This window comes from Sphingobium sp. CFD-2, assembly GCF_024611135.1.
Taxonomy (GTDB): Bacteria; Pseudomonadota; Alphaproteobacteria; order Sphingomonadales; family Sphingomonadaceae; genus Sphingobium; species Sphingobium fuliginis.
The window spans coordinates 911,272-936,470 of sequence record NZ_CP084406.1 but is presented as its reverse complement, the minus strand read 5'-3'; the positions used below and the strand labels follow the sequence as shown (position 1 = coordinate 936,470).

18 protein-coding genes are annotated in these 25,199 nt (G+C 62.9%); 10 read left to right on the top strand and 8 right to left on the bottom strand.

What is annotated here, in order from left to right; all coding sequences use genetic code 11:
• Nucleotides 1–17: 17 nt before the first annotated feature.
• The 3 genes from LDB29_RS24440 to LDB29_RS24430 all read right to left on the bottom strand — a co-directional run bounded on the left by LDB29_RS24440 (nucleotide 18) and on the right by LDB29_RS24430 (nucleotide 4,449).
• Entirely contained in the window at nucleotides 18–2,294 is a 2,277-nt protein-coding gene (locus LDB29_RS24440) for an FdhF/YdeP family oxidoreductase (protein ID WP_257557325.1), read from the bottom strand.
• 183 nt (nucleotides 2,295–2,477) lie between these two features.
• Nucleotides 2,478–3,095, bottom strand: coding sequence for a YbhB/YbcL family Raf kinase inhibitor-like protein (locus LDB29_RS24435; protein ID WP_048575583.1), 618 nt, complete (start codon nucleotides 3,093–3,095; stop codon nucleotides 2,478–2,480).
• A 172-nt stretch (nucleotides 3,096–3,267) separates the two neighbouring features.
• Entirely contained in the window at nucleotides 3,268–4,449 is a 1,182-nt protein-coding gene (locus LDB29_RS24430; protein ID WP_048575582.1) for an acetyl-CoA C-acyltransferase, read from the bottom strand.
• A gap of 240 nt (nucleotides 4,450–4,689) precedes the next feature.
• Here LDB29_RS24430 and LDB29_RS24425 point away from each other — a divergent pair, with 240 nt between their 5' ends.
• Nucleotides 4,690–5,382, top strand: a complete 693-nt coding sequence (locus tag LDB29_RS24425) for an FABP family protein (protein WP_257557322.1) — start codon at nucleotides 4,690–4,692, stop codon at nucleotides 5,380–5,382.
• Between the two features lie 165 nt (nucleotides 5,383–5,547).
• On the opposite strand, the gene LDB29_RS24420 is transcribed toward LDB29_RS24425, so the two are convergent.
• From LDB29_RS24420 to LDB29_RS24410, 3 genes are all read right to left on the bottom strand, one after another.
• Nucleotides 5,548–8,652 (bottom strand): TonB-dependent receptor domain-containing protein, encoded by a 3,105-nt coding sequence (locus LDB29_RS24420; protein WP_257557320.1) that lies wholly within the window; start codon nucleotides 8,650–8,652, stop codon nucleotides 5,548–5,550.
• Between the two features lie 450 nt (nucleotides 8,653–9,102).
• Nucleotides 9,103–9,984, bottom strand: coding sequence for an MBL fold metallo-hydrolase (locus tag LDB29_RS24415; RefSeq protein ID WP_099186749.1), 882 nt, complete (start codon nucleotides 9,982–9,984; stop codon nucleotides 9,103–9,105).
• A gap of 159 nt (nucleotides 9,985–10,143) precedes the next feature.
• Nucleotides 10,144–12,549: a TonB-dependent receptor gene (locus LDB29_RS24410; RefSeq protein WP_257557316.1), complete on the bottom strand. Its 2,406-nt coding sequence runs from the start codon at nucleotides 12,547–12,549 to the stop codon at nucleotides 10,144–10,146.
• A gap of 781 nt (nucleotides 12,550–13,330) precedes the next feature.
• Between LDB29_RS24410 and LDB29_RS24405 the strand changes: the two genes are divergently transcribed.
• Genes LDB29_RS24405 through LDB29_RS24365 form a run of 9 tightly spaced genes read left to right on the top strand, consistent with a single transcriptional unit; the run spans nucleotide 13,331 to nucleotide 24,323 of the window.
• Complete coding sequence (locus tag LDB29_RS24405; RefSeq protein ID WP_048575578.1) at nucleotides 13,331–14,413, top strand: putative urea ABC transporter substrate-binding protein; 1,083 nt, start codon at nucleotides 13,331–13,333, stop codon at nucleotides 14,411–14,413.
• Between the two features lie 38 nt (nucleotides 14,414–14,451).
• Complete coding sequence (locus LDB29_RS24400; protein WP_048575577.1) at nucleotides 14,452–15,267, top strand: ABC transporter permease; 816 nt, start codon at nucleotides 14,452–14,454, stop codon at nucleotides 15,265–15,267.
• On the top strand, nucleotides 15,264–16,070 hold the full coding sequence (locus tag LDB29_RS24395) for an ABC transporter ATP-binding protein (protein WP_044660831.1): 807 nt from the start codon (nucleotides 15,264–15,266) through the stop codon (nucleotides 16,068–16,070). Before LDB29_RS24400 ends, LDB29_RS24395 begins: the two co-directional genes overlap by 4 nt.
• On the top strand, nucleotides 16,063–16,539 hold the full coding sequence (locus LDB29_RS24390) for a CopG family ribbon-helix-helix protein (RefSeq protein ID WP_025546584.1): 477 nt from the start codon (nucleotides 16,063–16,065) through the stop codon (nucleotides 16,537–16,539). The genes LDB29_RS24395 and LDB29_RS24390 overlap by 8 nt, the downstream gene beginning before the upstream one ends.
• Nucleotides 16,536–17,357, top strand: coding sequence for an urea amidolyase associated protein UAAP1 (locus tag LDB29_RS24385; RefSeq protein ID WP_099186752.1), 822 nt, complete (start codon nucleotides 16,536–16,538; stop codon nucleotides 17,355–17,357). The genes LDB29_RS24390 and LDB29_RS24385 overlap by 4 nt, the downstream gene beginning before the upstream one ends.
• A gap of 15 nt (nucleotides 17,358–17,372) precedes the next feature.
• Complete coding sequence (locus LDB29_RS24380) at nucleotides 17,373–18,008, top strand: urea amidolyase associated protein UAAP2 (protein WP_025546586.1); 636 nt, start codon at nucleotides 17,373–17,375, stop codon at nucleotides 18,006–18,008.
• The gene (uca, locus tag LDB29_RS24375; protein ID WP_137709051.1) at nucleotides 18,005–21,601 is read left to right on the top strand and encodes an urea carboxylase; all 3,597 of its coding nucleotides are present in this window, start codon (nucleotides 18,005–18,007) and stop codon (nucleotides 21,599–21,601) included. The genes LDB29_RS24380 and uca overlap by 4 nt, the downstream gene beginning before the upstream one ends.
• Nucleotides 21,598–23,382: an allophanate hydrolase gene (gene atzF, locus LDB29_RS24370; RefSeq protein WP_137709050.1), complete on the top strand. Its 1,785-nt coding sequence runs from the start codon at nucleotides 21,598–21,600 to the stop codon at nucleotides 23,380–23,382. Before uca ends, atzF begins: the two co-directional genes overlap by 4 nt.
• A 23-nt stretch (nucleotides 23,383–23,405) precedes the next feature.
• On the top strand, nucleotides 23,406–24,323 hold the full coding sequence (locus tag LDB29_RS24365; RefSeq protein ID WP_137709049.1) for a YncE family protein: 918 nt from the start codon (nucleotides 23,406–23,408) through the stop codon (nucleotides 24,321–24,323).
• Nucleotides 24,324–24,361: 38 nt separating this feature from the next.
• Here LDB29_RS24365 and LDB29_RS24360 read toward each other — a convergent pair whose 3' ends face one another.
• The gene (locus LDB29_RS24360) at nucleotides 24,362–24,697 is read right to left on the bottom strand and encodes a UrcA family protein (protein ID WP_065846358.1); all 336 of its coding nucleotides are present in this window, start codon (nucleotides 24,695–24,697) and stop codon (nucleotides 24,362–24,364) included.
• Nucleotides 24,698–24,822: 125 nt separating this feature from the next.
• Nucleotides 24,823–25,185: a hypothetical protein gene (locus LDB29_RS24355; protein ID WP_044660827.1), complete on the bottom strand. Its 363-nt coding sequence runs from the start codon at nucleotides 25,183–25,185 to the stop codon at nucleotides 24,823–24,825.
• Between the last annotated feature and the right edge of the window lie 14 nt (nucleotides 25,186–25,199).

Here is a 25,199-nt window from a genome sequence, read left to right as displayed (position 1 = left end):
CCCCACGCTTCCGCATCTCAGATGACGATGCGGACGGGAACGCCCTTGGCCGCAGGGGTCTTCGACTGCTCGTCGTGGTACCAGAGCGGAACCAGGGGATTCATTTCCGGATAATATGCGCCCAGACAGCCGCGCGGCAGCAGGAAGGGCGTGACCGCCAGGCCGTCGACCTGACGATGAACGCCATCCCCGGCATCGCTCGCCAGGCTGACGACTTGGCCCGCCCGAAGGCCGGCGGCTCCCATATCCTCAGGGTTCATCAGCACGACGTCACGTGTTCCTTCGATGCCGCGCAGCCGGTCGGAATAGCCGTAGATCGTCGTGTTGAACTGGTCGTTCGACCGCAAGGTCACCAGCCTGTAACGGCCCACCGCCGGTTCGAAGCCGACCGAACTCATCGTCTTGGGAACGGTGAACTGCGCCTTTCCGCTCTCGGTCTTCCAGATCCGCTCCCGCGCCGAATTGCCGCGGTAGAAGCCGCCGGGCGTGAACACCCTGTCGTTGAAGTCGTGGAACTGGTCCGGGTAGCTTTCCTCGATCCTGTCCCTGATCCTGGCATAATCCGCCGTCCATGCGTCCCATTCCAGCTTTGGATTGGGGGGAAGCGTCGCCTTCGCCATTCCGGCCACGATCGCCACCTCCGACTTCAGATGGTCGGAGGCGGGCTTGTTCTTGCCCAGCGAGCCGTGGATGCAGGAGAGAGAATCCTCCATCGTCACCGCCTGCGGGCCGGATGCCTGCATGTCTTCCTCGGACCGTCCAAGGCACGGCAGAAGATAGGCGATTTCGCCGTTTATGAGGTGACTGCGGTTGAGCTTGGTCGCGATCTGGACCGTCAGGCGCAGACGCTGCCAGGCCTCCTCCATCTTCTCGCGTTCCGGGATGGCGCGGACGAAATTGCCCCCCAGGCCGATAAAGGCCTTCACCTCTTCCGACAGGATCTTCTCGCACGCCTTCACCGTGTTCATGCCCTCTTCCCGCGGCGGGTCGAAGCCATATTGCCGGGCGATCCTGTCCAGCGGCACCAGTTCCGGCTTTTCGGAAATGCCGACCGTCCGCTGGCCCTGCACGTTCGAATGGCCGCGGACCGGGGATATGCCGGTGCCGTCGCGGCCAATATTGCCCTTGAGCAGCCACAGATTGGTGAGCGCCGCAAGATTTTCGAAGCCATGGACATGCTGGGTCAGGCCCATGCCGTACATGGCGATGGAGCGGGGAGCGTCGATGTAGATCTGCGCCGCCTGCTGGAGGTCGGCGCGGGCAAGGCCGCTCTCGCGCTCGATCTCCTCCCAGCCTGTCGCCTCGACATGGGCCTTGAGCGCTTCGAATCCGGTGCAGTGCTGCTCGATGAAGTCGATGTCGAGGACGTGGCGCTGTTCCTCGCGCCACTTCCTTTCTTCCTCGGCAAGGACATGCTTGATCAGTCCGGTGATGGCGGCAATGTCCCCGCCGGCCTTGACCTGGAGATAGAGCGTCGAGATCTGCGTCGCCTTGGGCGTCAGCATTTCGGTCGGGCTCTGGGGATTTTTGAAGACCTCCAGACCCTTTTCGCGGATCGGGTTGAAGGTCACGATCTTCACCCCGCGTTTCACCGCCTCCTGCAGCGGATGCAGCAGCCGCGGGCTGTTGGAGCCCGTATTCTGCCCGAAGAAGAAGATCGCGTCGCACAGGTCGAAATCGGCCAGCACGCAGGTGCCGACCGGGGAGCCGATGAGCTTCTTGAGCGCGACGGACGTCGTCTCATGGCACATATTGGAACTGTCCGGCAGGTTGTTGTGGCCATAGGCCCGGGCGAACAGGGCATAGAGATAGCTTGTTTCCAGGCTGGCCCGCCCCGATGAATAGAAGACGGCGTCGCGGGGATCGATGGCCTTGAGTTCCCTGCCGATCGCCTCGAACGCCTCGTCCCAGGAGCAGGGCACATAGCGGTCGCTCGCCCGATCGAAGCGCATCGGATGGGTGAGCCGCCCAAGCTGCTCAAGGTCGTGGTCCTTCCATGTCCTAAGCTCGCCGACCTTGTGTCTGGCCAGCACTTCGGGCGTGCAGCGGCGGCTGGTCAGTTCCCATAGCGTGGCCTTGGCCCCGTTCTCGCAAAATTCGGCGGCATGCGGATGGGCGGGCTTGGTCCAGGCGCAGGACACGCACATGAACCCCTTGACCTTGTTTTGCCGGCGCAGCGTGTTGAGGACGGCCGGCGTCGGCTTCTCGCGCCAGGCGATTTCGGCCATGCCCTTGATCGAGCCCCAGCCGCCTTCCGTGCCGTCATAATGAACGGTGTCGTCTTCATCGCCCATGGCACGACCCTCCTGTCGCTTCTCTATCGGTTTATTACGCAGCGCGAACTAACCTGGGTTGGACGCCGGTCGGGCGAGGCTGATTTGTTTCTGTTTCATGTCCCGAACGGTTTGAAGGCGGAGACGTTCCAAGGATCGGCGTCGGCCGGTTCAGGCGGACGAGGCACCGGCCTTGTTCCCGGGCTAACCGCGCGCCAGGCCGGGGCCGATATGTCCGACGGGCGCCGGATCGCCGCGGGAATAGGTGCCGACCAGCACGCCCACCCCCAGCACCTGGCCGTCCATCGCCTTGACGATGTCGGACCGGCCGGGCCCCGGCCCCAGATCAATGGACTGCGCCAGGGCGAAGAGCTGGAAAATATAATCATGCTCGCCATGACCCGTCGGCGGGTCCGGCGGAAGCCAGGCCTGGGCAAGATAGCTGTTTCGGCCAACGGAACCGACGGTGGCCTCCTTGCCCTCCGCAATCTCCCCCTCGTCCACCTGGCGGAGATCGCCGGGCAGGTCCCAGAGCAGACCATGGACCAGCGGATTGGGTGTGGGCGCGTCGGGGTCCTCGACGATCAGCGCGATGCTGGCCGTGCCTGCCGGCACCTCACCCCAGACAAGCGGCGGGGATACCCCTTCGCCATCCGCCGTGAAGCGGATCGGCAGCCGGCCGCCGGCAGCGAAAGCCGGGCTGGACAGCGGGATCATGGGCGCCGTTCCCTGCAGCCCGGCCCTGACGATGGCCAGCCTTTCATGGCCGGCGCGGACATTGGTGAAGATCCTGCCCATCCAGGCGGGAATATGTTCGAGCATCGGCTGGCTCCATGGCTCCGGTCATCGACTGAAGGGAAAACTTCAGCCGCGTGCAGGACGTTCCATCGCGATGAGTCGCGCCGCGCTATAATCCATAACCTGAGAGACATGGATTAAAGGATGGCGCCATCCGGAAGGACGGCGCCGGTCCAAATTGTTATCTCTATCCGTCTTAGAGGATTTCGAGAGCCACGGCGGTCGCTTCGCCGCCGCCGATGCAGAGCGCCGCGACGCCTTTCCTGAGGCCGCGGGCCTTCAATGCCGCCACCAGCGTGGCGATGATGCGCGCGCCGCTGGCGCCGATGGGATGACCCAGTGCGGTGGCGCCGCCATTGACGTTGATCCTGTCATGCGGAATGTCGAGGTCGCGCATCGCGATCATGGCGACGGCGGCAAACGCCTCGTTCACTTCGTAGAGATCGACGTCCCCGGCGGACCAGCCCGCCTTCTCCAGCACCTTGCGGATCGCGAAGACCGGGGCAGTCGTGAACAGCGCGGGAGCATGGGCATGGGATGCGGTGGCGACGATGCGCGCCTCCCTGGCAAGGCCAAGCTTCTCAGCGACATCCGCACGGGTCAGCACCAGCGCGGCTGCGCCGTCCGAAATCGAGGCGGAGGAGGCCGCCGTGATCGCACCGTCTTTGGCGAAGGCGGGCTTCAGCGAGGGTATCTTCTCCGGCTTCGCATTGCCGGGCTGTTCGTCCTTGTCGACCTGGACCTCGCCGCCGCGCGTCCTGACGGTGACAGGCACCACCTCCGCAGCGAAGGCGCCGCTGTCGATCGCCGCATTGGCGCGGGCGAGGCTTTCGACCGCATAGGCATCCATTTCCGCGCGGGTGAACTGATAATCGCGGGCCGTGTCCTCGGCAAAGGCTCCCATGGGCTTGCCGCGATCATAGGCGTCCTCCAGCCCGTCCATCATCATCGTGTCGATGACCCGATCGTGGCCGATGCGCGCGCCGGAACGGTGCTTGGGCAGGGCATAGGGCGCATTGGTCATGCTCTCCATGCCGCCGGCGACGACGATGTCCACGGCCCCGGCGCTCAGCGCTTCGGCGGCCATGATTGCCGCCTGCATGCCCGAACCGCACATCTTGTTGACCGTCGTCGCCTCCACCGACTGGGGCAGGCCCGCGCCAAGCGCCGCCTGCCGCGCGGGCGCCTGGCCGAGGGCGGCGGGCAGGACGCAGCCCATATAGATGCGGTCGATGGCCTCCGGCGCGGCGCCGGAGCGCTCGACTGCCGCCTTCACCGCAACGGCGCCCAGTTCCGGCGCCGAAACGCTGGAAAGTGCGCCCTGAAAGCCGCCCATGGGCGTCCGGGCATAGCCAGCGATGATGATGTCCTTGCTCATATCTCTTTCCTCAAGCGGTTCAGGGACGAACCCTGCACTGGATCATGCCGCGAATCGTGACGAGGGTTTCCGTCCGTATCGCCAGCCTCTTCTCCCATCCCGGCAATGCGTGCAACGGGCGCACCGATATTCCTTCGAGCGCTGTCCACGTTCACGCACGCGATCAGCGGTATATTTTTTGCCTTAAGCGTATGAGCCAGGCAAGGAATTGAGTCCTTGGGTCGACCAGGATCAGGTTCTATGTTGCGGGTTCCACTCGTTTCGCAGGGAAAGGCCATGAATCCGTTTCCTCAGGATATTTTTACCGAGCCAACCGGTGTCGACCCCGACACGCTCGCCAATCTGGGACCGCTGGCGAGGCTGGCCGGTCGCTGGGAGGCCCATAAGGGTGTTGATATCAACCCCAAGGCAGACGCTCCCGAGCGGCGCGTGTTCGTTGAGCGCGTTTCGTTCGATGCCATCGATCCTCAAACCAACGGGCCGCAGCTTTTCTACGGCCTGCGCTATCACACCCATATCACGACCGAGGAAGAGGACATCACCTTCCACGATCAGGTCGGTTACTGGCTATGGGAACCGGCGACCGGGCTGATCCTGCAGACATTGGCAATTCCACGTGGGCAGGTGGCGCTGGCCGCGGGCCACGCCAAGGTCGGCGACGACAATTTGTCGCTGGTCGCGACACGCGGTCAGACGCAATATGGGATATGCTCGACCGCTTTCCTGGAATATGGTTTTCGAACGGATGCATACCGGATCGACATCCGCTTCGACGGCGACGATAGCTGGAGCTATGATATTCACACCACTCTTGCCGTCCACGGCAGGCCGGACCCGTTCGACCATCACGATACGAATACCCTTCGGCGTGTGGCCCCGGGGAAACCCAATCCTCTCAAGCAGATTCTGGACCGACGGGCGAGGTCGAACTGATATGGCGGACATCCCTGTCCGCTTTCGAAAACCGGAATTCGACGCTTGAGTCATTACCGAGAGTTAAGCTGCCCAAACGTCATTTTCGACCTGTATCGGTAAGTCACATGTTGTTGAGAAAGGGCACGCAAACCCGCCCGCCCTTTCCCATTCCCGCTTTGCAAATCAAAGTTTGACAGACACGCCCATATACATGAAGCGGCCGATATTGTCGTAAATGGCGTCGCCATCACCATTGCTGCCATTGCCGAACAATCCGTAGGGCGGTTTACGGTTGGTGAGATTGTCGACCCCGCCATAAAGGGTGAACCGCTTGTCGACATCCAGCGACGCACGGATCGAATGGTAGAAAACGCGCGGATAATAGACGGTGTCGGCATAGTTGGGATCGAGCGCCGGCACGCCATAAGTGTCGTGCTGGGCCTCCCAATCCGTGATCGATTGGCGGCCGATATAGCGGATTTGATACCCCAGAGTGAGGTTGCGGTGCGTATAGTCGATGGACGCATTGACGTTCCAGATCGGATCGCCCAGCTCTCCCTTCACCCGTTCGGGCTGGCCGGGATTGTCGAGATAGGGATAGTCGGTGCGGGTCCGCACCCAGGTGCCGACGACCCGGACCGCGATCCTGTTGTCGGGGTCGAACCGATGATTATAGGCGACATCCATGTCGATGCCTTTCGCCACCAGGGCGGCGAAGTTCACCGTGCTCTGCAACAGGGCCGGTCTGGCGAACAGTCCATTGGCCTGACGGGGATAGATGAGCTGACAGAACTGGTTGTTCAGATTTGCTCCATCATAGCAGGCGTCGAGAATGGTCTGCGCATCCACGGCACTGATGACCTTGCTGATCTTGATGTCGTAATAGTCGACCGTGATCGACAGGTCCGGGATCATGCGCGGTTGCAGGATGAACCCATAGGTCCAGCTGCGCGACTTTTCGGCGGTCAGATTGGGATTGCCGCCCGACAGAAACTCCGTGCTTCCGGCCCGCGCCACGCTGTTGACGAAGCCCGCGGGCACGCCGGCGGCGGCGCAATTGGCCGCGCGGGTCGACTTGCCCTTGTCGATGAAATTGACGTCGCAGGGATCGTCCAGAAGATCGAAATTCTGTGACGGCGAGGAATAAAGGTCGCTCAGTGTCGGAGCCCGCACCGACCGGGAGTAATTGACCCGGAACTTGATGTCGGAAACCGGCGCGTAGATCGCACCGCCATTATAGGCCCAGACGGTGCCGGTTGCGCCCTTATAGTCCGCGACGCGAACCGCGCCATTGACGCTGAGTTCCCGCGCGAACGGCATGTCCTTCAGAAGGGGAACGTCCAGTTCGCCATAGGCTTCCTTCACGGCGAAGGATGGCGGATTGAAGTCGGGAATGGCGTTCAGGAAAGTATCGCCGCTCTTCACCGTATCGTCATAGGCGTAAAACGCCTTTTCCCGACGATATTCGGCGCCAATCGCAAAGGCGACGGGACCGCCCGGCAGCTCGAACCATTGCGAGCTGTCGCCCACCAGATTGGCGTTGATGTCGAATTGACTGGCGCTACCCCGGCGATGGGATGTGGTGTTGATATAATCGAGCGCCGCCTGGCTGGGCGCACCGTCCCCGAAGAGGTTGAGCGGTGCGCAGGCCGGGTCTGTGACGGTCACCTGATTGATGCGGCAGACGATATTGCCCGCAGCGTTGAAAACGGCGTCGGCCGCATTCTGAAAGCGGGATTCGATACGGTTGTTGAAGAACAGGGAGCGGCTCTTGAACTTCCCGTAGTTGACGGAAAAATCATAGCGCCAGTCGTCGTTGAACGTTCCTTCGGCGCCCACGACGATGCGATAGGTGTCGCGGCGGTCATATTCGTCGCGGGTGCCAAGATCGTTATTATTGCGGTTGAGCCGGAAGAATTCCGCGCCCGCCGGCAGCAGCGAGCGAATGGTGGCTGCCGCGCCCGGCTGCAAATAGGCATTGTCGAAGAAGATCGGAACGCCCGATCCCAGATAGGTGTCGGGCGTCGCCGCCACGCGGATCGGATTGCCGTCCTCATCCTCCGACGCGACCGTGCCTTGTTCCCCGCCTTGTCCGAATGTCGGGCTGCCCTGGTTAAAGCTCTTCACCCGGACGAACTTGGCCTCGATAAAGGGGCGAAATGCATCCGACACGTCATAATGGGCAAGGAAATTCGCCACGAAGCGCTTGAGCGAGGGATTGAGCGTGCCGCGATCGTTCAGCGTCGCGCCGTTGCCATTCTGATTATTCCCGGATCCGGCAGGGCGGAAATCATTGCCATAGGCATATTCGTAAAGCGATCCGTCGGGGTTGAAGCCGAAAACGCGCGGGAAGCCATTTGCGCGGCAGGCCCCCGCAGCGCCAGTGCCGCAGGACAGGGGGCTGCCGCCATTATAGGCGATGAAATTGCCGCCATTGTCATAACCGAAGCTGTGCACCCCGGTCAGGAAGCTTCTGTCGGGAATGTCATTGTCCAGAGACGGATTGTCGACCAGTTGGAATTGCCGCCGTCCGGAAAAAGCGCCAGTCAGGGCGGGCCGGTCGGTATAGGTCAGCAAATTCGCGCGATTATATTCCAGGCTCAGCGCAACATTGCCCCGTCCGTCGGCGAAATTCCGGCCGAAGGTGCCCGACAGCCGATAGGTTCCCCGGTCGCCATAGCTGGAGATACCGGCCTTGCCGTCAAGCGAAAGGCCATCGAAATCGCGCTTCAGCACGAAATTGACCACGCCGGCCATGGCATCGGAGCCATAGACGGCCGAACTGCCGCCGGTCACGATGTCGACGCGCTCGATGAGGTCGGTGGGAATGGTGTTCGTATCGACGAGAAAATCGCCTTCGGACGAGGTGACATGGCGACGGCCGTTCACCAGAACCAGCGAGCGCGTGACGCCCAGGCCACGCAAATCGAGCAGGTTGAGGCCGGACGTGCCGATATATTGGGTGGAGTTCGCCTGACTGTAGGAGGACCGCAGCGAGGGCAGATCATTCAGCACATCGCCGATGACGGTGCCGCCGCTCCGGGTAAGGTCCGCAGTCGACAGCGATGTTACGGGGATCGGCGAATCCAGTGTCGGCCGCGCAATGCGGGAACCTGTCACAATGATGACCGGCTCTCCTCTTTCCGACGCCGTGTCGCTGCCCTGCGGCACCGTTGCGGCAGCCGGGGAGGCTGCGTCCGCATTCGTCTGCGCACAGGCCGCGCCGGTTGCGATCAGGAAAGCCGCGCTCCAGCTCGCCGAGCCAAGCAGAATAGCACGAAGCTGCATGTTACACCCCTCATCCCTTGCAGAAGGCATCCCTTCATGCCTTCGGGGATAGAACAAGCATCGGCAGCGCGATTTCCCACATGACGCACAAATAGCTGCATTGTCACTATTATATCACATCAAAGGTGGAGGAACGGCTATTTGCCAGGGCCGTCTCTGCCAGTGGGCGGCAGATTTGCTCCTCGATGTTGCGCATGACATAGGTTCCTGGATCGCCATGTGACATGCACCGAAAGCTTTCGATCAATGCGCCGCATCGGGATCAACTGCGCGCGTGGGTCGCGATGCAAGCCAGATGATCGATGCCGCGCAGGCGAAGAAGAAAGCAGCAAGGACGAAAGTCTGTCCGGTCGCCCGCGCTAAGCTTTCCAACTCGAGGCATATCGATCGTGCGCCAGAATCACAGCCTTTGCTCTGATCTTGAAGGCAATCTTATCCGACGCCGCCGGATCATTCCGCGCGGGCGGGTACCGGGACAATGATGAAGTGATCGTGGACTTGCCGCTGGTCGGGTGTCTCCAGCGGCTCTCGCAGGCCGGTCTGGAGTTCACCAATGGTTTGCGCCGGCAAGGGGAGGGGATGTTCGTCTGGATGGGTTGACGCTTCATGCCCATAGTCGCGCCCCGGCTCGGACGTCATCTCGATATGAGCTCCCATGACGGCGCAGATCGGATGCTTCGCCGCGAAGGCTGCCAGCCGTTCGATGCTGGCGCGATTGTCGGCCATGAAATTTACCGGCACGTAAAGGCGGCCGGGGTAGAGCGTGTCGCCCGACAACAAGATCTTGAGGCGAGGGTCGTAGATCATGATCGCGGCGGCCTGGTGCCCTGGTGTTGCGATGACGCTGAGCGCGCGATCGCCCAGGTCGAAATTGGCAACTCCCTCGGGCCAATGGGAGATGCCGAAAAAGCTGGCCACGTCCGATGGCTTCAGCCCGACGACGGTCGTATCCGGGCGGTCACGGAAGGCGGCGTCTCCGGCAACATGGTCGCCATGGCTGTGGCTATGGGCGACCACGAGCGGGATCGAACGGCGTCCGTGAGCGGCCAGCCACTGGGCGACCAGCCGGTCGACTGTCGGCCTGATGCGGCCGCCTTCGGCCCCTGTGTCGATCAGCAAAGCCCTGTCGCGCCCGAAGAGGAGATAAAGGAAGGGCGCTTCGAAATTGGTCTTGACCGACTGGCGGATGACGAAACTGTCCTCGTCGAGTTGCTGGACCTGGGTGAAGGGCTCCTGCAGCAGCGTGCCGTCGATCCACTTTTCCGCGAAGAGCTTCGGCAGCGCTACGCAAGCTGCCTTCAGGTCCGGGGCATATCCCGAGCCGCTCGCCATCAAGAGCGCCGCACTCAATCCAAGGGTTCGTACCCGTCGAACCCTGCGCGCATCAGCGGCCATGGCTCTTTCCCTTTCATGCAAGGCAGCATTGCGATGATCCTGCGCGCTCGCCGGGGCGCCATCCTTTCGAAATGGCGCCCCGGCAGCATCATTAGATCAATATTTGAAGCGTGCTTCGATGCCGAAGGTGCGCGGATTGATCACGGTCTGCTTGTAATAGCGCAGCACCACTCCATCGTTAAGGCCCACGCGCGAGCGGTCATTGGAGACGGAAGCCACCGCATATTTGTCGAAGATATTGTTCGCGAACAGGACGAGGCTGTAACGGTCCGTCTCATAGGCCAGCGAGGCGCGGTGCAGCACATAGCCCGGAAGCTTGTCGCCATAGGCGCGGTCCCAGCCCAGCCGCGTCACGACATTGCCGCGATAGGTCGCTGTCCAGTCCGCCACCAGGTTCCCGGCCATGAACGGCATGGTGTAGGTCGCGCCCAGGCTGCCGCTGTTCTTTGCAGAGCCTGGAAGGCGATCGCCCGATAGCGCGTCCAGCTGAATGGGTGAACTGGGATAGGTTCCCGCCGGGTCGTTGACCGCGATGATCCCCGGAACATCCTGGGTCAGCTTGGCATCGGTGTAGGAATATGTTCCCTGGATCGACAATCCTTCTATCGGCTTGGCCTGGAACGACGCTTCGAAGCCCTCCGACTTCGCCTTGCCGCCGTTGACGGTGATGCCCACGATGCCGTTGATGGTGGCAGAATCGACTTGAATACCGTTCCACTTGATCTGGAAGACGTTGAAATTGAACGTCAGCTTGCGATCCAGAAGCTGGGTGCGGATGCCGAGTTCCGCGTTTTTCGTGGTGTCCGGGCCATATTGGATTTCATTGGGCAGCGCGCACACATTCTGCTGCGTTAGATCGAGTGGCAGGACGCAGGGCGCGACAGTGTTCGGCCCTCCGATCCGATAGCCCTTGCTGTAGGTGCCATAGAGCATGATGTCTGGCGTGAAGTTGTAGGAGCTGTTAAACTTCCACACCCAGCCGCTCTTCTTCGACTTGCCGCCGGCAGAAGGAAGATCATAGGGGCTGACCGGATCGCCGAGCAGTGGAAGTACCGCGCGTCCGCTGACGTCCGACGTATAGCCGAAATAGCGCACGCCTGCCGTCACCTGCCATTCGGGTATGATCCTTAACGTGCCTTCACCGAAGACTGCCTTCTCCGTCACTTTCGACTTGTTGAAGCTGTTATACTCGACCTCCTCGGGGTTGGGCTGCGTTCCGAATTCCACCCAGGGATGATTCGGAACATGTTCGGTATATTCGCGCAGCCGCTTCTGCTGATTGTAGAAGCCGCCCAGCACCCAGTTGAACGGACCGCCATGGCGGGAAACGAAGCGGACTTCCTGGTTGAACTGCTTGCGGCGATCGTGGCTTTCGTTCCAGCTCGAAAAAGCGGGGAAGGATTCATAGCCATAATCGAGATCGAGCAGAAGGTCGGTATTGTCCGTCCGATTGTCGTTCTTGACATCGGTATAGGCAGTTGTCGAAACAAGATCGGCAATGTCCGCGAGGTTGGCGTTGATTTCCATCGCTCCCAGGTGCGCGCGGCGCTTCACCGGCTCGATATAACGCGCCGCACTTTGATATTTGCCCGTTCCGAGTACGCCGTCGCTATTATATTGACCTCCATCGGTCTTGGTCTGCTGGAACGCGTAGGTGAAGTTGACCTTCAGATCCTCGCTGATCTGGAACAGCAACTGGTTGCGGGTGGTGAAGGTCTTCTCGAAATTGAGGTCCTTCTCCTTTCTCAGGTTCGCGGCATAGCCGGCGGGCGAGATGCTCGTCGGACCATCCGGCTGGGGCAGCGAAACGCCGGGCGTCTGGAGCAGCAGCGGATAGTCGATGAAGCCGGGATCGTAGAAATAGCCCGTGGCCGACCGGAAGGCGATATGATCCTTGACGATCGGGATGTTGATGACGCCGTCGACCTGATAGCCCAGCTTGCCGCTGTGGCCCTTGCCGTAAAGGCGGCTATGCACCTCGCCCTCGATCTTGTCCGTGTCGGGCCGGTTGGGGATATTGCGGATCGCGCCCGCCAGGGTGCCAAGGCCATAGAGTGTCCCCTGCGGCCCGAGCAGCGTTTCGACGCGCGCGATGTCGAGCAATTTGAAGTCGTAATAGAGCGGAACCTCGCCGAGATAGACGCCCAAGGCCGTGTCATAGGAATTGCCGGTGGAACTGGAATCCGAAGCGTTGAGGCCGCGAAGCACGATCGTTCCGGTCGAGCCCGGGCCCGTGTCCGATATGGTCACGCCTGGCGTAAAGTCGGCAATGTCGCGCACGTCGTCGATCCGCTGCCGGGCGAGCTGCTCCTGGCCGACGGCGCTGATGTTGATCGGCACGTCCTGGATCGAAACCGCGCGCCGCGTGGCCGTCACGACGATCTCGTTGCCCTCGCCGCCTGCACCGTCAGCACCGTCCGCGGCGCCTTGAGCGAAAGCCGAAGTGGTCCCAACGCCCATAAGAATGGTCGCGCCAAGCAATGTATTGCGAAACAATTTCATAGTCACTTCGACCCCCTTGCAGTTGAGCCCCAAGTGACATCCTTCTCCCTGGCGCTCTGGCTAGGCCGGCACCTTGTCGGCCGGTTCCCGGCCAGTCGTCATTGTCATGCCATGATGTGCATGGTCTTTTGCAACCGAAGCGGCTGCAATCATCATTTGATCTGTTCGAGCGCCGTGCGATGAACCGGCAAGGTCACAATGCCGCGCATTGCTGGCGACCGGCGCCATAGCGCCTGAGAGAGCAGCATTGCGAGCCGTTCTTCGATTCACGAACCCTCACTTCAAGCCGGTGACTGCCCGGCTAATCTACCCTTTTGTTGCGCCGCTTCGACGAGCGGTCGATCAACTATACGGTATGGATATTACGTAATGGGTCAAGCGTAATAATTTCGCACTTGCTCAGTATGACTGCAATCGTTGGGTGCGGCGCACAATATGGCGGTTTTCTTACGATGAAGACCGATTCCAATATTGGTGGGAGGAATGGCGGCGGGACCGGAGTGGGAATTATGTGGGACCATTCGGCCCCGAATCGCAAACCCCGACCAACGGATCGACGCTGCCCGCTGTCTATCCGTCAAAATAACGCAATCTGGTCGATTCGCGGGGAGGGGCCGGTCATCGGCGCGGTCGCTCAGCCGGCCCGACGGCGGGTGTCAGGGCGCTGGCCCCCGGATTTCCGCCACGATGGAGAGTATTACCTAAAACTTTAAAGGTAATAATTCTTGGTGGACAGACCCGTGCTGCTTTGCAATAGTGTTTGCCGAAAGGGGACGAAAGAATGATCCGAATGTTCCGCAATGCAGGCCGGGCTGCTCTGATGGCTGGAGCGCTTTTGCTTGTATCCTGCTCGCAAGCGCCGGACGCCCCCTCCAAGCCGAAGACAGAGTTCAACATCGGATGGTCGATATACGCTGGCTGGATGCCGTGGCCCTATGCCCAGCAGGCCGGAATTGTGAAGAAGTGGGCGGATAAATACGGCATCAAGATCAACATCGTTCAGGTCAACGACTATGTCGAATCGGTGAATCAATATACCGCCGGCAAATTCGATGGCGTGACGGTCACCAATATGGACGCCCTGACGATTCCGGCCGCCGGGGGGAAGGATACCAGCGCGATCATAGTCGGTGACTATTCAAACGGCAATGATGGTATCTTGCTCAAGGGCGCCGACAATTTTTCAGCGATCAAGGGCAGGCAGGTCTATCTGGTCGAACTTTCGGTCTCCCACTATCTTCTCGCCCGCGCGCTGGAGAAGTCGGGGATGAAGCCCACCGACATCAAGACCGTGAACACCTCCGACGCCGATATCGTCGGGGCCTTTTCCAGTCCGGACGTCACCGCGGCGGTCGCATGGAACCCGCAGCTTTCGGTCATGAAGGGACAGGCCGGGACAAAGGAGGTCTTCAGCTCGGCCCAGATCCCCGGTGAAATACTGGATCTGCTGGTGGTCGATACGGCGACCCTGAAAGCCAATCCGAATCTGGGCAAGGCGTTGACCGGCATCTGGTTCGATACGATGGCGCTGATGAAAAGGCAGGACGCGCAGGGCAAGGCGGCACGCGCGGCCATGGCGAAGCTGGCGGGCACGACACCCGAAGTGTTCGAGAGCCAGTTGGCGACCACGCATCTCTATGCCGATCCCAAATCCGCCGTGGCGGCCACATCTGCCCCCGCACTCGTTCAAAGCATGGCGCAGGTGCGGGATTTCAGCTTCGCCCATGGCCTGTTCAAGGGCGCGGCCTCAGCCGATGCCGTCGGCATGAGCTTCGCCGGCGGGAAGACGCTGGGCGACGCGCAGCATGTAACGCTGCGGTTCGACGAAAGCTTCATGAAACTGGCGGCCGACGGAAAGCTTTGAGCTGCCCCGATCGATCCACTCTGTAGGACGATGATGATATGCGCTGGGTGAATCGACATGTCAGCCGAGGCGACCGGCTGCTGCTGGGGGCGGTGCCGATCCTGCTGCTGGTCCTGCTCTATCTTTTCCTGGCGGCTCAACGCCACGCCGCCAATCAGTTCGACAAGATATTGCCGTTGCCCGACGGCATGACGAAGGCGATGTCCGGGCTGCTTTTCCAGCCGGACCAGCTGACGGGACAGCTGCTATTCTGGGCGGATACGCTGGCGAGCCTGGAGCGGCTTGGCATCGGTTTGGGCATCGCGACGCTCGCGGCGCTTCTTGTGGGGCTGGTGCTCGGCATCCTTCCCCCCGTGCGGGCGACCTTCGGACCTTTGGTAACGGGCATCGCCGTGATCCCACCCATCGCGCTGCTTCCTATCCTCTTCATCGCCCTGGGCCTGGGGGAAACTGCCAAGGTCGCGCTCATCGTCATCGGCATAGCGCCGGTCATGGTGCGGGACATTGCCGCGCACGTCGCTGCCCTGCCGCGCGAACAGATCATCAAGGCGCAGACGCTGGGGGCGAGCAGCTGGCAGATCATAATAAGGGTGGCGCTGCCCCAGGCCCTGCCGCGCCTGCTTCACGCCGTACGCCTGTCGCTGGGGCCGGCCTGGGTCTTCCTCATATCGGCCGAGGCGATCGCGTCCGACATCGGACTTGGCTACCGCATATTCCTCGTCCGCCGCTATCTCTCGATGGATGTCATCATTCCCTATGTCGCGTGGATCGCGCTGCTGGCCGTGGTGATGGATCTTTCCCTCACCTTCCTCAGCCAGCGCCTGTTCCCCTGGGCCCACGGAGTCAGCCATTGAGCGCGCTTCTCTCTCTTCGTGATGTCTGGATCGAATATGGCGAGAAGATCGTGCTCGAACGCGTGACGATCGATATCGAGGAAGGGTCTTTCGTGTCGATCATCGGCCCTTCGGGCGCCGGCAAAAGCAGCCTGCTGCGTCTCATCCTCGGCCAGGAAGCGGCGACGCGGGGTTCCATCCTTCTCGACGGGATGCCGCTGACGCCTGAATGCGGACCCGATCGGGGCGTCGTGTTTCAGCGCTATTCGGTATTTCCCCACCTGTCGGCCTTGCGGAACACGGTTTTCGGGCTGGAATGCGCCCAATCGCCGCTTCTGGCGCGCCTGTTCGGCAGGGCTCGCAGCGCGGCGGTGGAAGAAGCCACCGAAATGCTGGATGCCGTCGGCCTTGGCGACAGCCTTCACCTCTATCCCGCACAGCTTTCGGGCGGCATGCAGCAGCGTCTGGCCATCGCGCAGGCGCTTATCAAGCGCCCCCGCATCCTGCTGCTCGATGAACCGTTCGGCGCGCTGGATCCGGGTATCCGTTCCGACATGCACCGGCTGATCACCCGGCTTTGGCGCGACTATTCGCTGACGATCATCATGGTGACTCACGACATCCACGAAGCCTTCAACCTGGGGACGCGGGTGCTGGCGCTCGACAAGCGCCGTCACGACCCGCACGCCCCGCACCGCTTCGGCGCGACGGCTGTTTACGACCTCGCCCTGCGCAAACGCGCGAGCGACGCGGCCGGGGAAGAGGCGATAGCCGCGCCGGAAAACGGCGACCGGCATCATGAGGAGAAGATTGGACATGGGTAGCGAATCTGCGGGCCTTGCAAGGCTGAGCATGAGCCTGCCGGCGGACCTGTTCCGGCAGCTCGACATGATGGTGGAGGAACGCGGACTGCCGTCGCGTTCGCAGCTCATCGCCGAACTCATCCGTCATGCGCTTGCCGAACATGAAGCCTTTACCCGGCCCGACGAGATGTTGGCCGGCACCATCACCATCGTCTATCGCGGCGACCGCGGCCGCGTGCGGCATCAGCTTGCCCAGACGCAGGCGGACTATCTGAAGGAGGTCATCTCCTCTCAGCATGTCTTTCTGGAGGATGACCAGTCGCTTGAGGTGCTGCTGGTGCAGGGGCCTGCCTCGCTGCTCAAGGAACTGTGCGATGCGCTTCGGCGGGTGCGCGGCGTCCACCAGCTCCAGCTCGTCACCACAACCGCCCTGCTGCCGCCGCTCTATGAACAGGAATCCAGCAAACAGACCAAGGGAGTGATGGCATGACGGCCCTTACCAACCCCACCGCCGCCCGCGACCATGCCAGAGCCAAGGCCGGGACCGCGGTGGAAGCCATGCCGGTGTTGCCGCCGGTGGCCAGCGACCTGCCGGACGGCGTGCCCGCGGACGATCTTCTGTGGGAAGAGACGATCGCGGCGGGCGGCTATGCAACGCGGCGTTTGCCGCGCGGCGCCCGCCTGCGGCTGATCGACCTCAAGGGCGATGCCTGTGCTTCGCTCCTCATCTTCAACGCCGAACTGCCGACCGAACGGCTCAACGTCGCCGATACGGTGAAAGTGCAATGGAACGCCTATCTCGGCACGGGCAAGCTGCTGCTGTCGGACATGGGCCGTGTCCTCATGAGCTTTGTCGAGGATGGGGCGGGGACGCATGATGCCTTCTGCGGCACCTCCAACGCTGCGACGAATGCGGCCAGATATGGCAATGGGGCCAATAGCGGCCCGACGCCCAGCGGACGCGACCGCTTCCTGCTCGGCGTCGCCAAACACGGCCTCCAGCGGCGCGACGTGCATCCGTGCGTCAACCTGTTCAAGGGCGTGCGGATCGAAGCCGACGGAGCGATCGTGCCGCAGTTGGGCCCCTTTGCCCAGGCGCGAAGCCTGGTGCTGCGCGCCGAGATGAATGTGATCGTGGTGATCGCGAACTGCCCGCATGTCCTGGACCCGCGCGAGGATTGGACCGTGACGCCGCTTCGCGCGACGGCCTGGCGCGGTCCGGTCACTCCCGCCGACGATGCCATCCGCACCGCCACTCCAGAAGGCCTGCGCGCCTTCGAGAATGTCGAAGACTATTTCCGCCGTTAAAAGGAAAACGCCTCAATGAGCGTCGATATTCACTTGTCCGGCCTTCCGGGCACTGTCCTCCATGACGTGATCGTGCCGGCGCGAGCGCCCTGGCTGCATCATGTCGCAGCCGGCCAGACCCTGCGGATCGTCGATCTGGAAGGGAATCAGGCGGTCGATTTCCTCCTCTATTCCGCGCAGGACGATGCGGAGCGTTACAGCGCGCAGGACACCGTCGCCGCGCAAGGCAATCTATTCCTTCGCGAAGGCGCGGTGCTGCGTTCCAACGAGGGGCGGGCGATGATGACGATCACCGCCACGTCCGTCGATTATCACGACACCATCGGCGGCGCCTGTTCCTGCGAATCCAACACGCTTCGCTACGGCCACCACACCAAGGCCGAACATGCCTGCGTCGAAAACTTCCTGGAGGCGAATCTGCGCGAAGGCCGGGGCAAGCGCGACATTGTCTCCAACATCAACTTCTTCATGAACGTGCCGGTGGAGGCCGACGGATCGCTGGGGATCGTCGATGGCATCTCCGCGCCCGGCCTGACCGTGGACCTGCGTGCGGAGATGGATGTCATCGTGGTGGTTTCCAACTGCCCGCAGATCAACAATCCGTGCAACGGTTTCAACCCGACGCCCGTGCGCATGATTGTCGCCGCATGAGGTTCGATACCGTTCTCATCGCGAATCGCGGAGCGATCGCCACCCGCATCATCCGCACGCTGCGCCGGATGGGCCTGCGATCAGTCGCGGTCTATTCCGAAGCCGACGAGGATTCGCTCCACGTCGCACTGGCCGACGAAGCGGTCTGCATTGGCGGCGCGCGCGCCTCGGAAAGCTATCTCAACATAGAGGCCATATTGGATGCGGCCCGCAGGACGGGATCTGGCGCCATTCACCCGGGTTACGGTTTCCTCGCTGAAAATGTCGAGTTCGCACAGGCTTGCGCGAAGGCCGGGATCATCTTCATCGGCCCCACGCCGGATAATATCCGCACCTTCGGCCTGAAGCACAGCGCGCGCGAGCTTGCCGCCGCGCACGATGTTCCGCTCGCGCCCGGCACGGATCTGCTCAGGGACGAGGCGCAGGCCGTACTCGCCGCTCGTGAGATCGGTTTCCCCGTGATCCTCAAGGCGACTGCGGGCGGCGGCGGCATCGGCATGCGCGTCTGCGAGGACGAGGCCGCCGTCCGCGAGAGTTTCGCCGCCGTCGCTCGTCTGGGCGAAAGCAATTTCGGCGACGCGGGCATCTTCCTGGAACGCTACATCCGGCGCGCGCGGCATATCGAGGTGCAGATATTCGGCGATGGCGAGGGGCGCGTCCTGCCGGTGGGCGAACGGGACTGCTCGCTCCAGCGCCGCAACCAGAAAGTGGTCGAGGAAGCGCCTGCGCCCCTGCTGCCCGACGCGGTGCGCAGCGCGCTGATCGCTGCCGCCACGCGGCTGGGCGAGGCCGCGTCCTATCGGTCGGCGGGAACGGTCGAATTTCTCTATGATGCGGAACGGGAAGAATTTTTCTTTCTAGAGATGAACACCCGCCTTCAGGTCGAACATGGCGTCACTGAAGAAGTGATGGGCATCGATCTTGTCGAATGGATGATCCGCGGCGCTGCCGGAGACTTCTCCTTCCTCGACAGGGAGCCGCCGCGTCCCAATGGCCATTCCGTGCAGGTGCGCCTCTACGCCGAAGATCCCGCACTCGACTATCGCCCGACTTCCGGCACGCTGGCGGCGGTCGCGTTTCCGCCCGACATTCGCGTCGAAACCTGGTGCATGGCCGGCAGCACGGTCAGCGCCTGGTACGATCCGATGCTGGCGAAGCTGATCGTGCACGCGCCCACCCGCGCCCAAGCCGTATCCGCCATGCAGGCGGCACTGGACCAAAGCCGTATCGACGGGATCGAGACCAACCTGCGCTGGCTTCGGGAGGTGGTGCGTTCGTCTCCCTTCGTCAGCGGGGAAGTCTCGACCCGCGTCCTCGACGGCATCGCTTTCCATCCGCGCAGCATCCAGGTCGTCAGCGGCGGCACGGCGACGACCGTTCAGGATTGGCCCGGCCGGCAGAAACTGTGGGCCGTGGGTGTTCCGCCATCGGGCCCGATGGACGACCAGTCGTTCCGGCTGGGCAACCGGCTGCTCGGCAATGCCGAAGGCACGGCTGGCCTGGAAGTGCTCCATACCGGCCCGACATTGACCTTCAACGCGCCAGCGCGCATCTGCCTGACCGGCGCTGATTTCGACGCCAAGCTTGACGGAACGCCGGTGCCGCGTGGCGTCGCCTTCGACGTGGGGGAGGGGCGGACGCTTAGCCTTGGCCGGGTGAGGGGCGGCGGCATACGCGGCTACATCCTCATGGCCGGCGGCCTGGACATCGCGCCCTATCTCGGCAGTCGCAGCACCTTCGAGCTTGGCCAGTTCGGCGGACATGCCGCGCGCCGGTTGCTGGCTGGCGATACGCTGCATCTGGCCGGTGACGGGGTCGGGCCTGCCTTGCCGGAAGTCGCGCTGCCGCCCTTGACGAATGAATGGACCTTGCGCGTGCTCTATGGCCCGCACGGGGCGCCCGATTTCTTCACCGACGAGGATATTGAGGAAATCGTGACGGCGGAGTGGCAGGTCCACTATAACAGCAATCGTACCGGCGTCCGGCTGATCGGCCCCAAGCCCCGCTGGGCGCGCACCGACGGCGGGGAAGCGGGTCTGCACCCGTCCAACATTCACGACAATCCCTATGCGATCGGGGCCGTGGACTTCACCGGCGACATGCCGATCATATTGGGTCCGGACGGCCCTTCGCTCGGCGGCTTTGTCTGCCCCTTCGTCGTGATCGCCGCCGATCGCTGGATCATGGGTCAGCTGGCGCCCGGCGACAAGCTGCGCTTCGTGCCGGTCGATGTCGAGGATGCGCGCGCGGCGGATTTGCACCAGCGCGGGCTGATCGCATCGGGTACGGCGCTTGGGGGCGGACCAGCCCGGCCCATCGGCACGCTCACCCCCATCCTTGCGGAAATCCCGGCCACCCCGGATCGCCCGCGCACGGTCTATCGCCAGCAGGGCGACCGCAATATCCTGGTCGAATACGGGCCCATCGTGCTGGATATCGAGCTGCGGATAAGGGCGCATGCGCTGATGGCCGAGCTGGAAAGGCTCGATCCTGCCGGGATTGTCGACATCGTGCCCGGAATCCGCTCCCTCCAGTTGCATTTCGACGGCGAGATCATGGATCAGCGAGCCGCCCTCGACATGCTGATGGCGGCGGAGGAGCGGCTGGGCGATCTGGCGGACTTCGTCGTCCCGTCGCGTATCGTCCACCTGCCGCTCAGCTGGCGCGATCCGGCCACGATCGAGACGATCGAGAAATATATGGGCGCCGTCCGCGCCGATGCGCCCTGGTGCCCCGACAATATCGAGTTCATCCGGCGGATCAACGGCCTTCCCGATGCCGCGGCCGTGGAGAATCTGATCTTCGAGGCCAATTATCTCGTCCTGGGCCTGGGCGACGTTTATCTGGGCGCCCCGGTGGCCACGCCGGTCGATCCTCGGCATCGGCTGGTCACCACCAAATACAACCCCGCGCGCACCTGGACGCCGCCCAATGTCGTTGGCATCGGCGGGGCCTATATGTGCATCTACGGCATGGAAGGGCCGGGCGGCTATCAACTGTTCGGCCGCACCATCCAGATGTGGAATACCCATCGGCAGACCGACGCCTTCACCGAGGGAAAGCCCTGGCTGCTGCGCTTTTTCGACCAGATCCGCTTCTATCCTGTAAGCGCGGACGAACTCGTCGAATGGCGGCGCGATTTTCCGAGCGGCCGACGCTCGATCAGGATTGAGCCGTGCGAATTCCGCCTCTCCGATTATCGCGCTTTCCTTGCCGACAATGCGAAGTCGATCGCGGAATTTGAGGCGCGACGACAGAGCGCCTTCGATGAGGAGCGGGCCGAGTGGCAGCGGAACGGCGAATTCGACCGCGTCGCTCATCTATCCGAAGCTGAGCAGCCCCAGCCGGACGCCGTGGAAATTCCCGATGGCGCCGATCTGGTCGAAGCGCCGTTCGGCGGCAGCCTGTGGAAACTGCTCGTTGGGCCCGGCGACGAGGTCGATGCCGGCGAAACGATCGCGATCATAGAGGCGATGAAGATGGAATGTGCCGTTCACAGCCCGGGCGCGGGCAGGGTCGAGGCGCTCTATGTGCAGGAGCGGCAGTCGCTGCAGCCCGGCGCGCCGATGATGGCGCTGAGGAGGCACGCATGACCGCGCCAGCCGGGAACCGGCTGAACCGCCGCAGCGTGTCGATGATTGCCGATGCGGTCAGGGCGGGGCGCATGAGCGCCGTTGCGGTGGCCGAAGAGACGATCGCGCGTCTGGCCCTTTATGACGCGGTTCAGCCCCAGATCTGGATCAGCCGGGTCGCGCCGGACGCCCTGATCGAGGCCGCCCGCACGGTCGATGCGCGGGTGGCGGCGGGCGAAGCCTTGCCGCTGGCCGGCGTCCCCTTCGCCGTGAAGGACAATATCGATGTCCAGGGGCTCGATACGACCGCGGCCTGCCCCGCCTTCACCTATCGGCCGAAGGCTTCGGCCACGGTCGTTGAGCGGCTGATCGCGGCGGGTGCGATCTGCGTCGGCAAGACCAATCTCGACCAGTTCGCCACGGGACTGAACGGCACGCGAAGCCCCTATGGCAGCCCCAGAAACGCCTACAACCTGTCCTATGTCAGCGGCGGCTCCAGCTCCGGTTCCTCGGTCGCCGTGGCGGCGGGACTGGTTGCCTTCGCGCTCGGCACCGACACCGCAGGATCGGGCCGCGTTCCGGCCGCTTTCCAGCATTTGATCGGGTTCAAGCCCAGCAAAGGCCGGTGGAGCAACAGCGGTCTCGTGCCAGCCTGCCGCACGCTCGACTGCATCACCGCCTTCACGAGCGACACGGCGGACGCCCGGCTGGTCGATTCCGTCGCGGCTGGCTTCGATGCGGCCGATCCCTATTCCAAACCGCTTGCCGACCGGCCGATCGGGCGCAAGAGGATCGGCGTTCCCCGCCGCGACCAGCGCTCCTTCTTCGGCGACGCGCAGTCCGAATATCTTTACGACCGGGCGCTCGACAGGCTCTCCACCGTCGCCGAACTGGTGGAGATCGACTATGCGCCGCTACAGGAAGCGGCGCAGCTCCTCTATGGTGGCCCGTGGGTGGCGGAGCGGACCGCCGCCATCGCGGACCTGCTTGCCGACCATCCCCACGCGATAGACCCGACCGTGCGTGAAGTCGTCGAGCCGGGACTGGAAATAAGCGCCGTCGATCTGTTCAACGGCATCTATCGGCTTGCCGAACTCAAGCGTCACGCCGACACGCTTTGGGAGAGCATCGACCTGCTCGCCTTCCCCACCACCGGCACGACCTATCGGGTGGCGGAACTCAAGGCCGCGCCGATCGCGCTGAACAGCGCCCTGGGCTTCTACACCAATTTCGTGAACCTGCTGGACATGGCCGCCGTCGCCGTGCCCGCCGGCATAAGGTCGAATGCGACCGGGTTCGGCATCACCCTGATCGGTCCCGCCGACAGCGATGTTGCGCTGCTCGACGCCGCCGACGCCTATATTTCGGCCGCGGATATTCCGTCGCCGCCACCGCTCGATCTGGAGGGCAAAATGGAAACCGTAAAACTCGCTGTAGTCGGCGCTCATCTGAAGGACATGCCGCTGCACTGGCAACTCACCTCCCGCGACGCGAAGTTCGTGGGTGCTTTCGAAACGGCACCCAACTACCGCCTCTACGCGATCGCGAACAGCGTGCCGCCCAAGCCTGCACTGGTGCACAGCGAGGATGGCGGATCGATCGCGCTTGAGGTTTACGAGCTTGGCATCGCCGAGTTCGGCAGCTTCGTGGTCGAGGTGCCGGCGCCACTTGCCATAGGCACGGTGACGCTGGCCGACGGCAGCAGCGTCAAGGGCTTCGTCGCTGAGCCGCGCGCGCTGACGGGAGCGGAGGACATCACCGCCCTGGGCGGATGGCGCGCCTATATCGCGCAGCGCGCCTGATCTTCGCAAGGAAAGGGCAAGGCATGAAAAGGCTCAGGAGATTGATCATGACAGTGGCGGCGGGATGTGCGGCTTCCATGGCCCATGCGGAGCAGGTGATCGAGGTGCCGGGCTTTGCGGACTTCCTGGCGGTCGACGGCGACAGCGTCTGGGCGACCAATGCCGGCCGGGTCGAGCGCTGGTCGCGGCAGGGCAGGCTTGCCGCCGTCGCCATGTCGAAACCCTGCGGCGCCATGTCCCTGTCCGACGGAGCGCTCTGGGTGGCCGATTGCCAGGAAAATGCGCTCATAAAGATCGATACGAAGACCGCGCAGAAGACTGCCACCATCCCCACCGGCATCGCCAATCCCAAGGGCGAACTGAATGTGGTCGCCGGTGCCGGATCGATCTGGGTCGCCAGCGATCAGAAGGGCGTCGTATCCCGCGTCGACCCGGCGAAGAACGCGGTGACGGCAACCATCCCCGTCAATCCCGGCACCCATTATCTGGCGTTCGGTTTCGGATCGGTCTGGGCGGTCAGCAGCGAGAGCCGCTCGATCCAGCGCATCGACCCCGCGACCGACAGCGTCGTCAAGACGACGGCACTGGGCAAGGAGCCGGGTTTCCTTGCGGCCGGGGAAGGCGGGGTCTGGGTTCAGGAGCAGGGCGACGGAACGGTCGTCCGCATCGACCCGGAAACTGGCGACGCGGCTGGCCGGGTGAAGGTCGGCGCAGTGCTGAAATGGGGCGACATCGATACGGGCGGCGGGCTGGTGTGGCTGCGCACCACGGAGGATCAGACCTTTGTCGTGATCGATCCCAAGTCGATGACGGTCAGGGCGCGAGTGGGGAAAGCGGAAGGCAGCGGCGCGCTGCGCTTCACGGATTCAGGCATCTGGACGTCCGCGCATGACGTGCACACGCTGACCTGGTGGCCCGATCCGGCGAAGCTGGCGAAATGAGGCGTCCGCGGCGCCATCAAGCGCCGCGGAGCAGATTTTCAGCGGGCGGAAGCCATTTGGACGGGCGACTTATCGCCAGCCTTGGCAAGCCGGGCTTCAATCTGGGCGCGGATGTCGGCCGCAACCGCAGTGCGACAATCCCGCGCCTTGGATTCGAGAGCGAGGTGCACGCCCGCCAAATGATCGCCGCAAACGGCCCGCGCCGCCTGATCCATGCGGATGGCGAGGCTCTGCTGGCCAGAGGCGGTAGAGAGGTCCAACCCCTCGAGGTCGAGGATCGCGGTGTCCTGAGCGAAGGGATTGCCGCCGGCAGTGCCAGCGATTGCCGGGGTCGCGAAGGCGAAAGCCGCCAGGCACATGAGCCCAATCTTCATTATCTTCTCCTGTGCGAAAAACGAGCACCGCTCTTCGGCGGCTGGCGCGTAGATAAGCCCAGGAGAGAAAACTTACAATATCTATTCCGAATATGTTCTTTTATTACTTATGACCATAGCGGTTATTACTTCGCCCTGACCACCAGCATCGCAAGGTCATCAGCATGACCGAGCAGCCCGATCGGCAGATCGGCTTCATGGCTCAATCCCTCGACCGCGACCGTAACCGTTCGCGCCATGGGAGCGGACCAGGACCGGACGGTGCTGACCGGCAAGCGAACCCGCCAGTTATGGCGGCCTTCGACCGGCACGATGTGGCCATTGACGCTGACCTTTGAAGCGGCATTGTCGCGACTGCCGGAAATCAGCAGGCAGTTTTCCGACCGAAACTCCACCAGACGGGTCCGTGGGGAGGAAGCGGCGGCGGCTGGCTGCACGAACCCCGCAGCCAGGGCCATGCAGAAGGCGAATGTTCCAGATCTGGGCATGGTCGCGCGCTCCC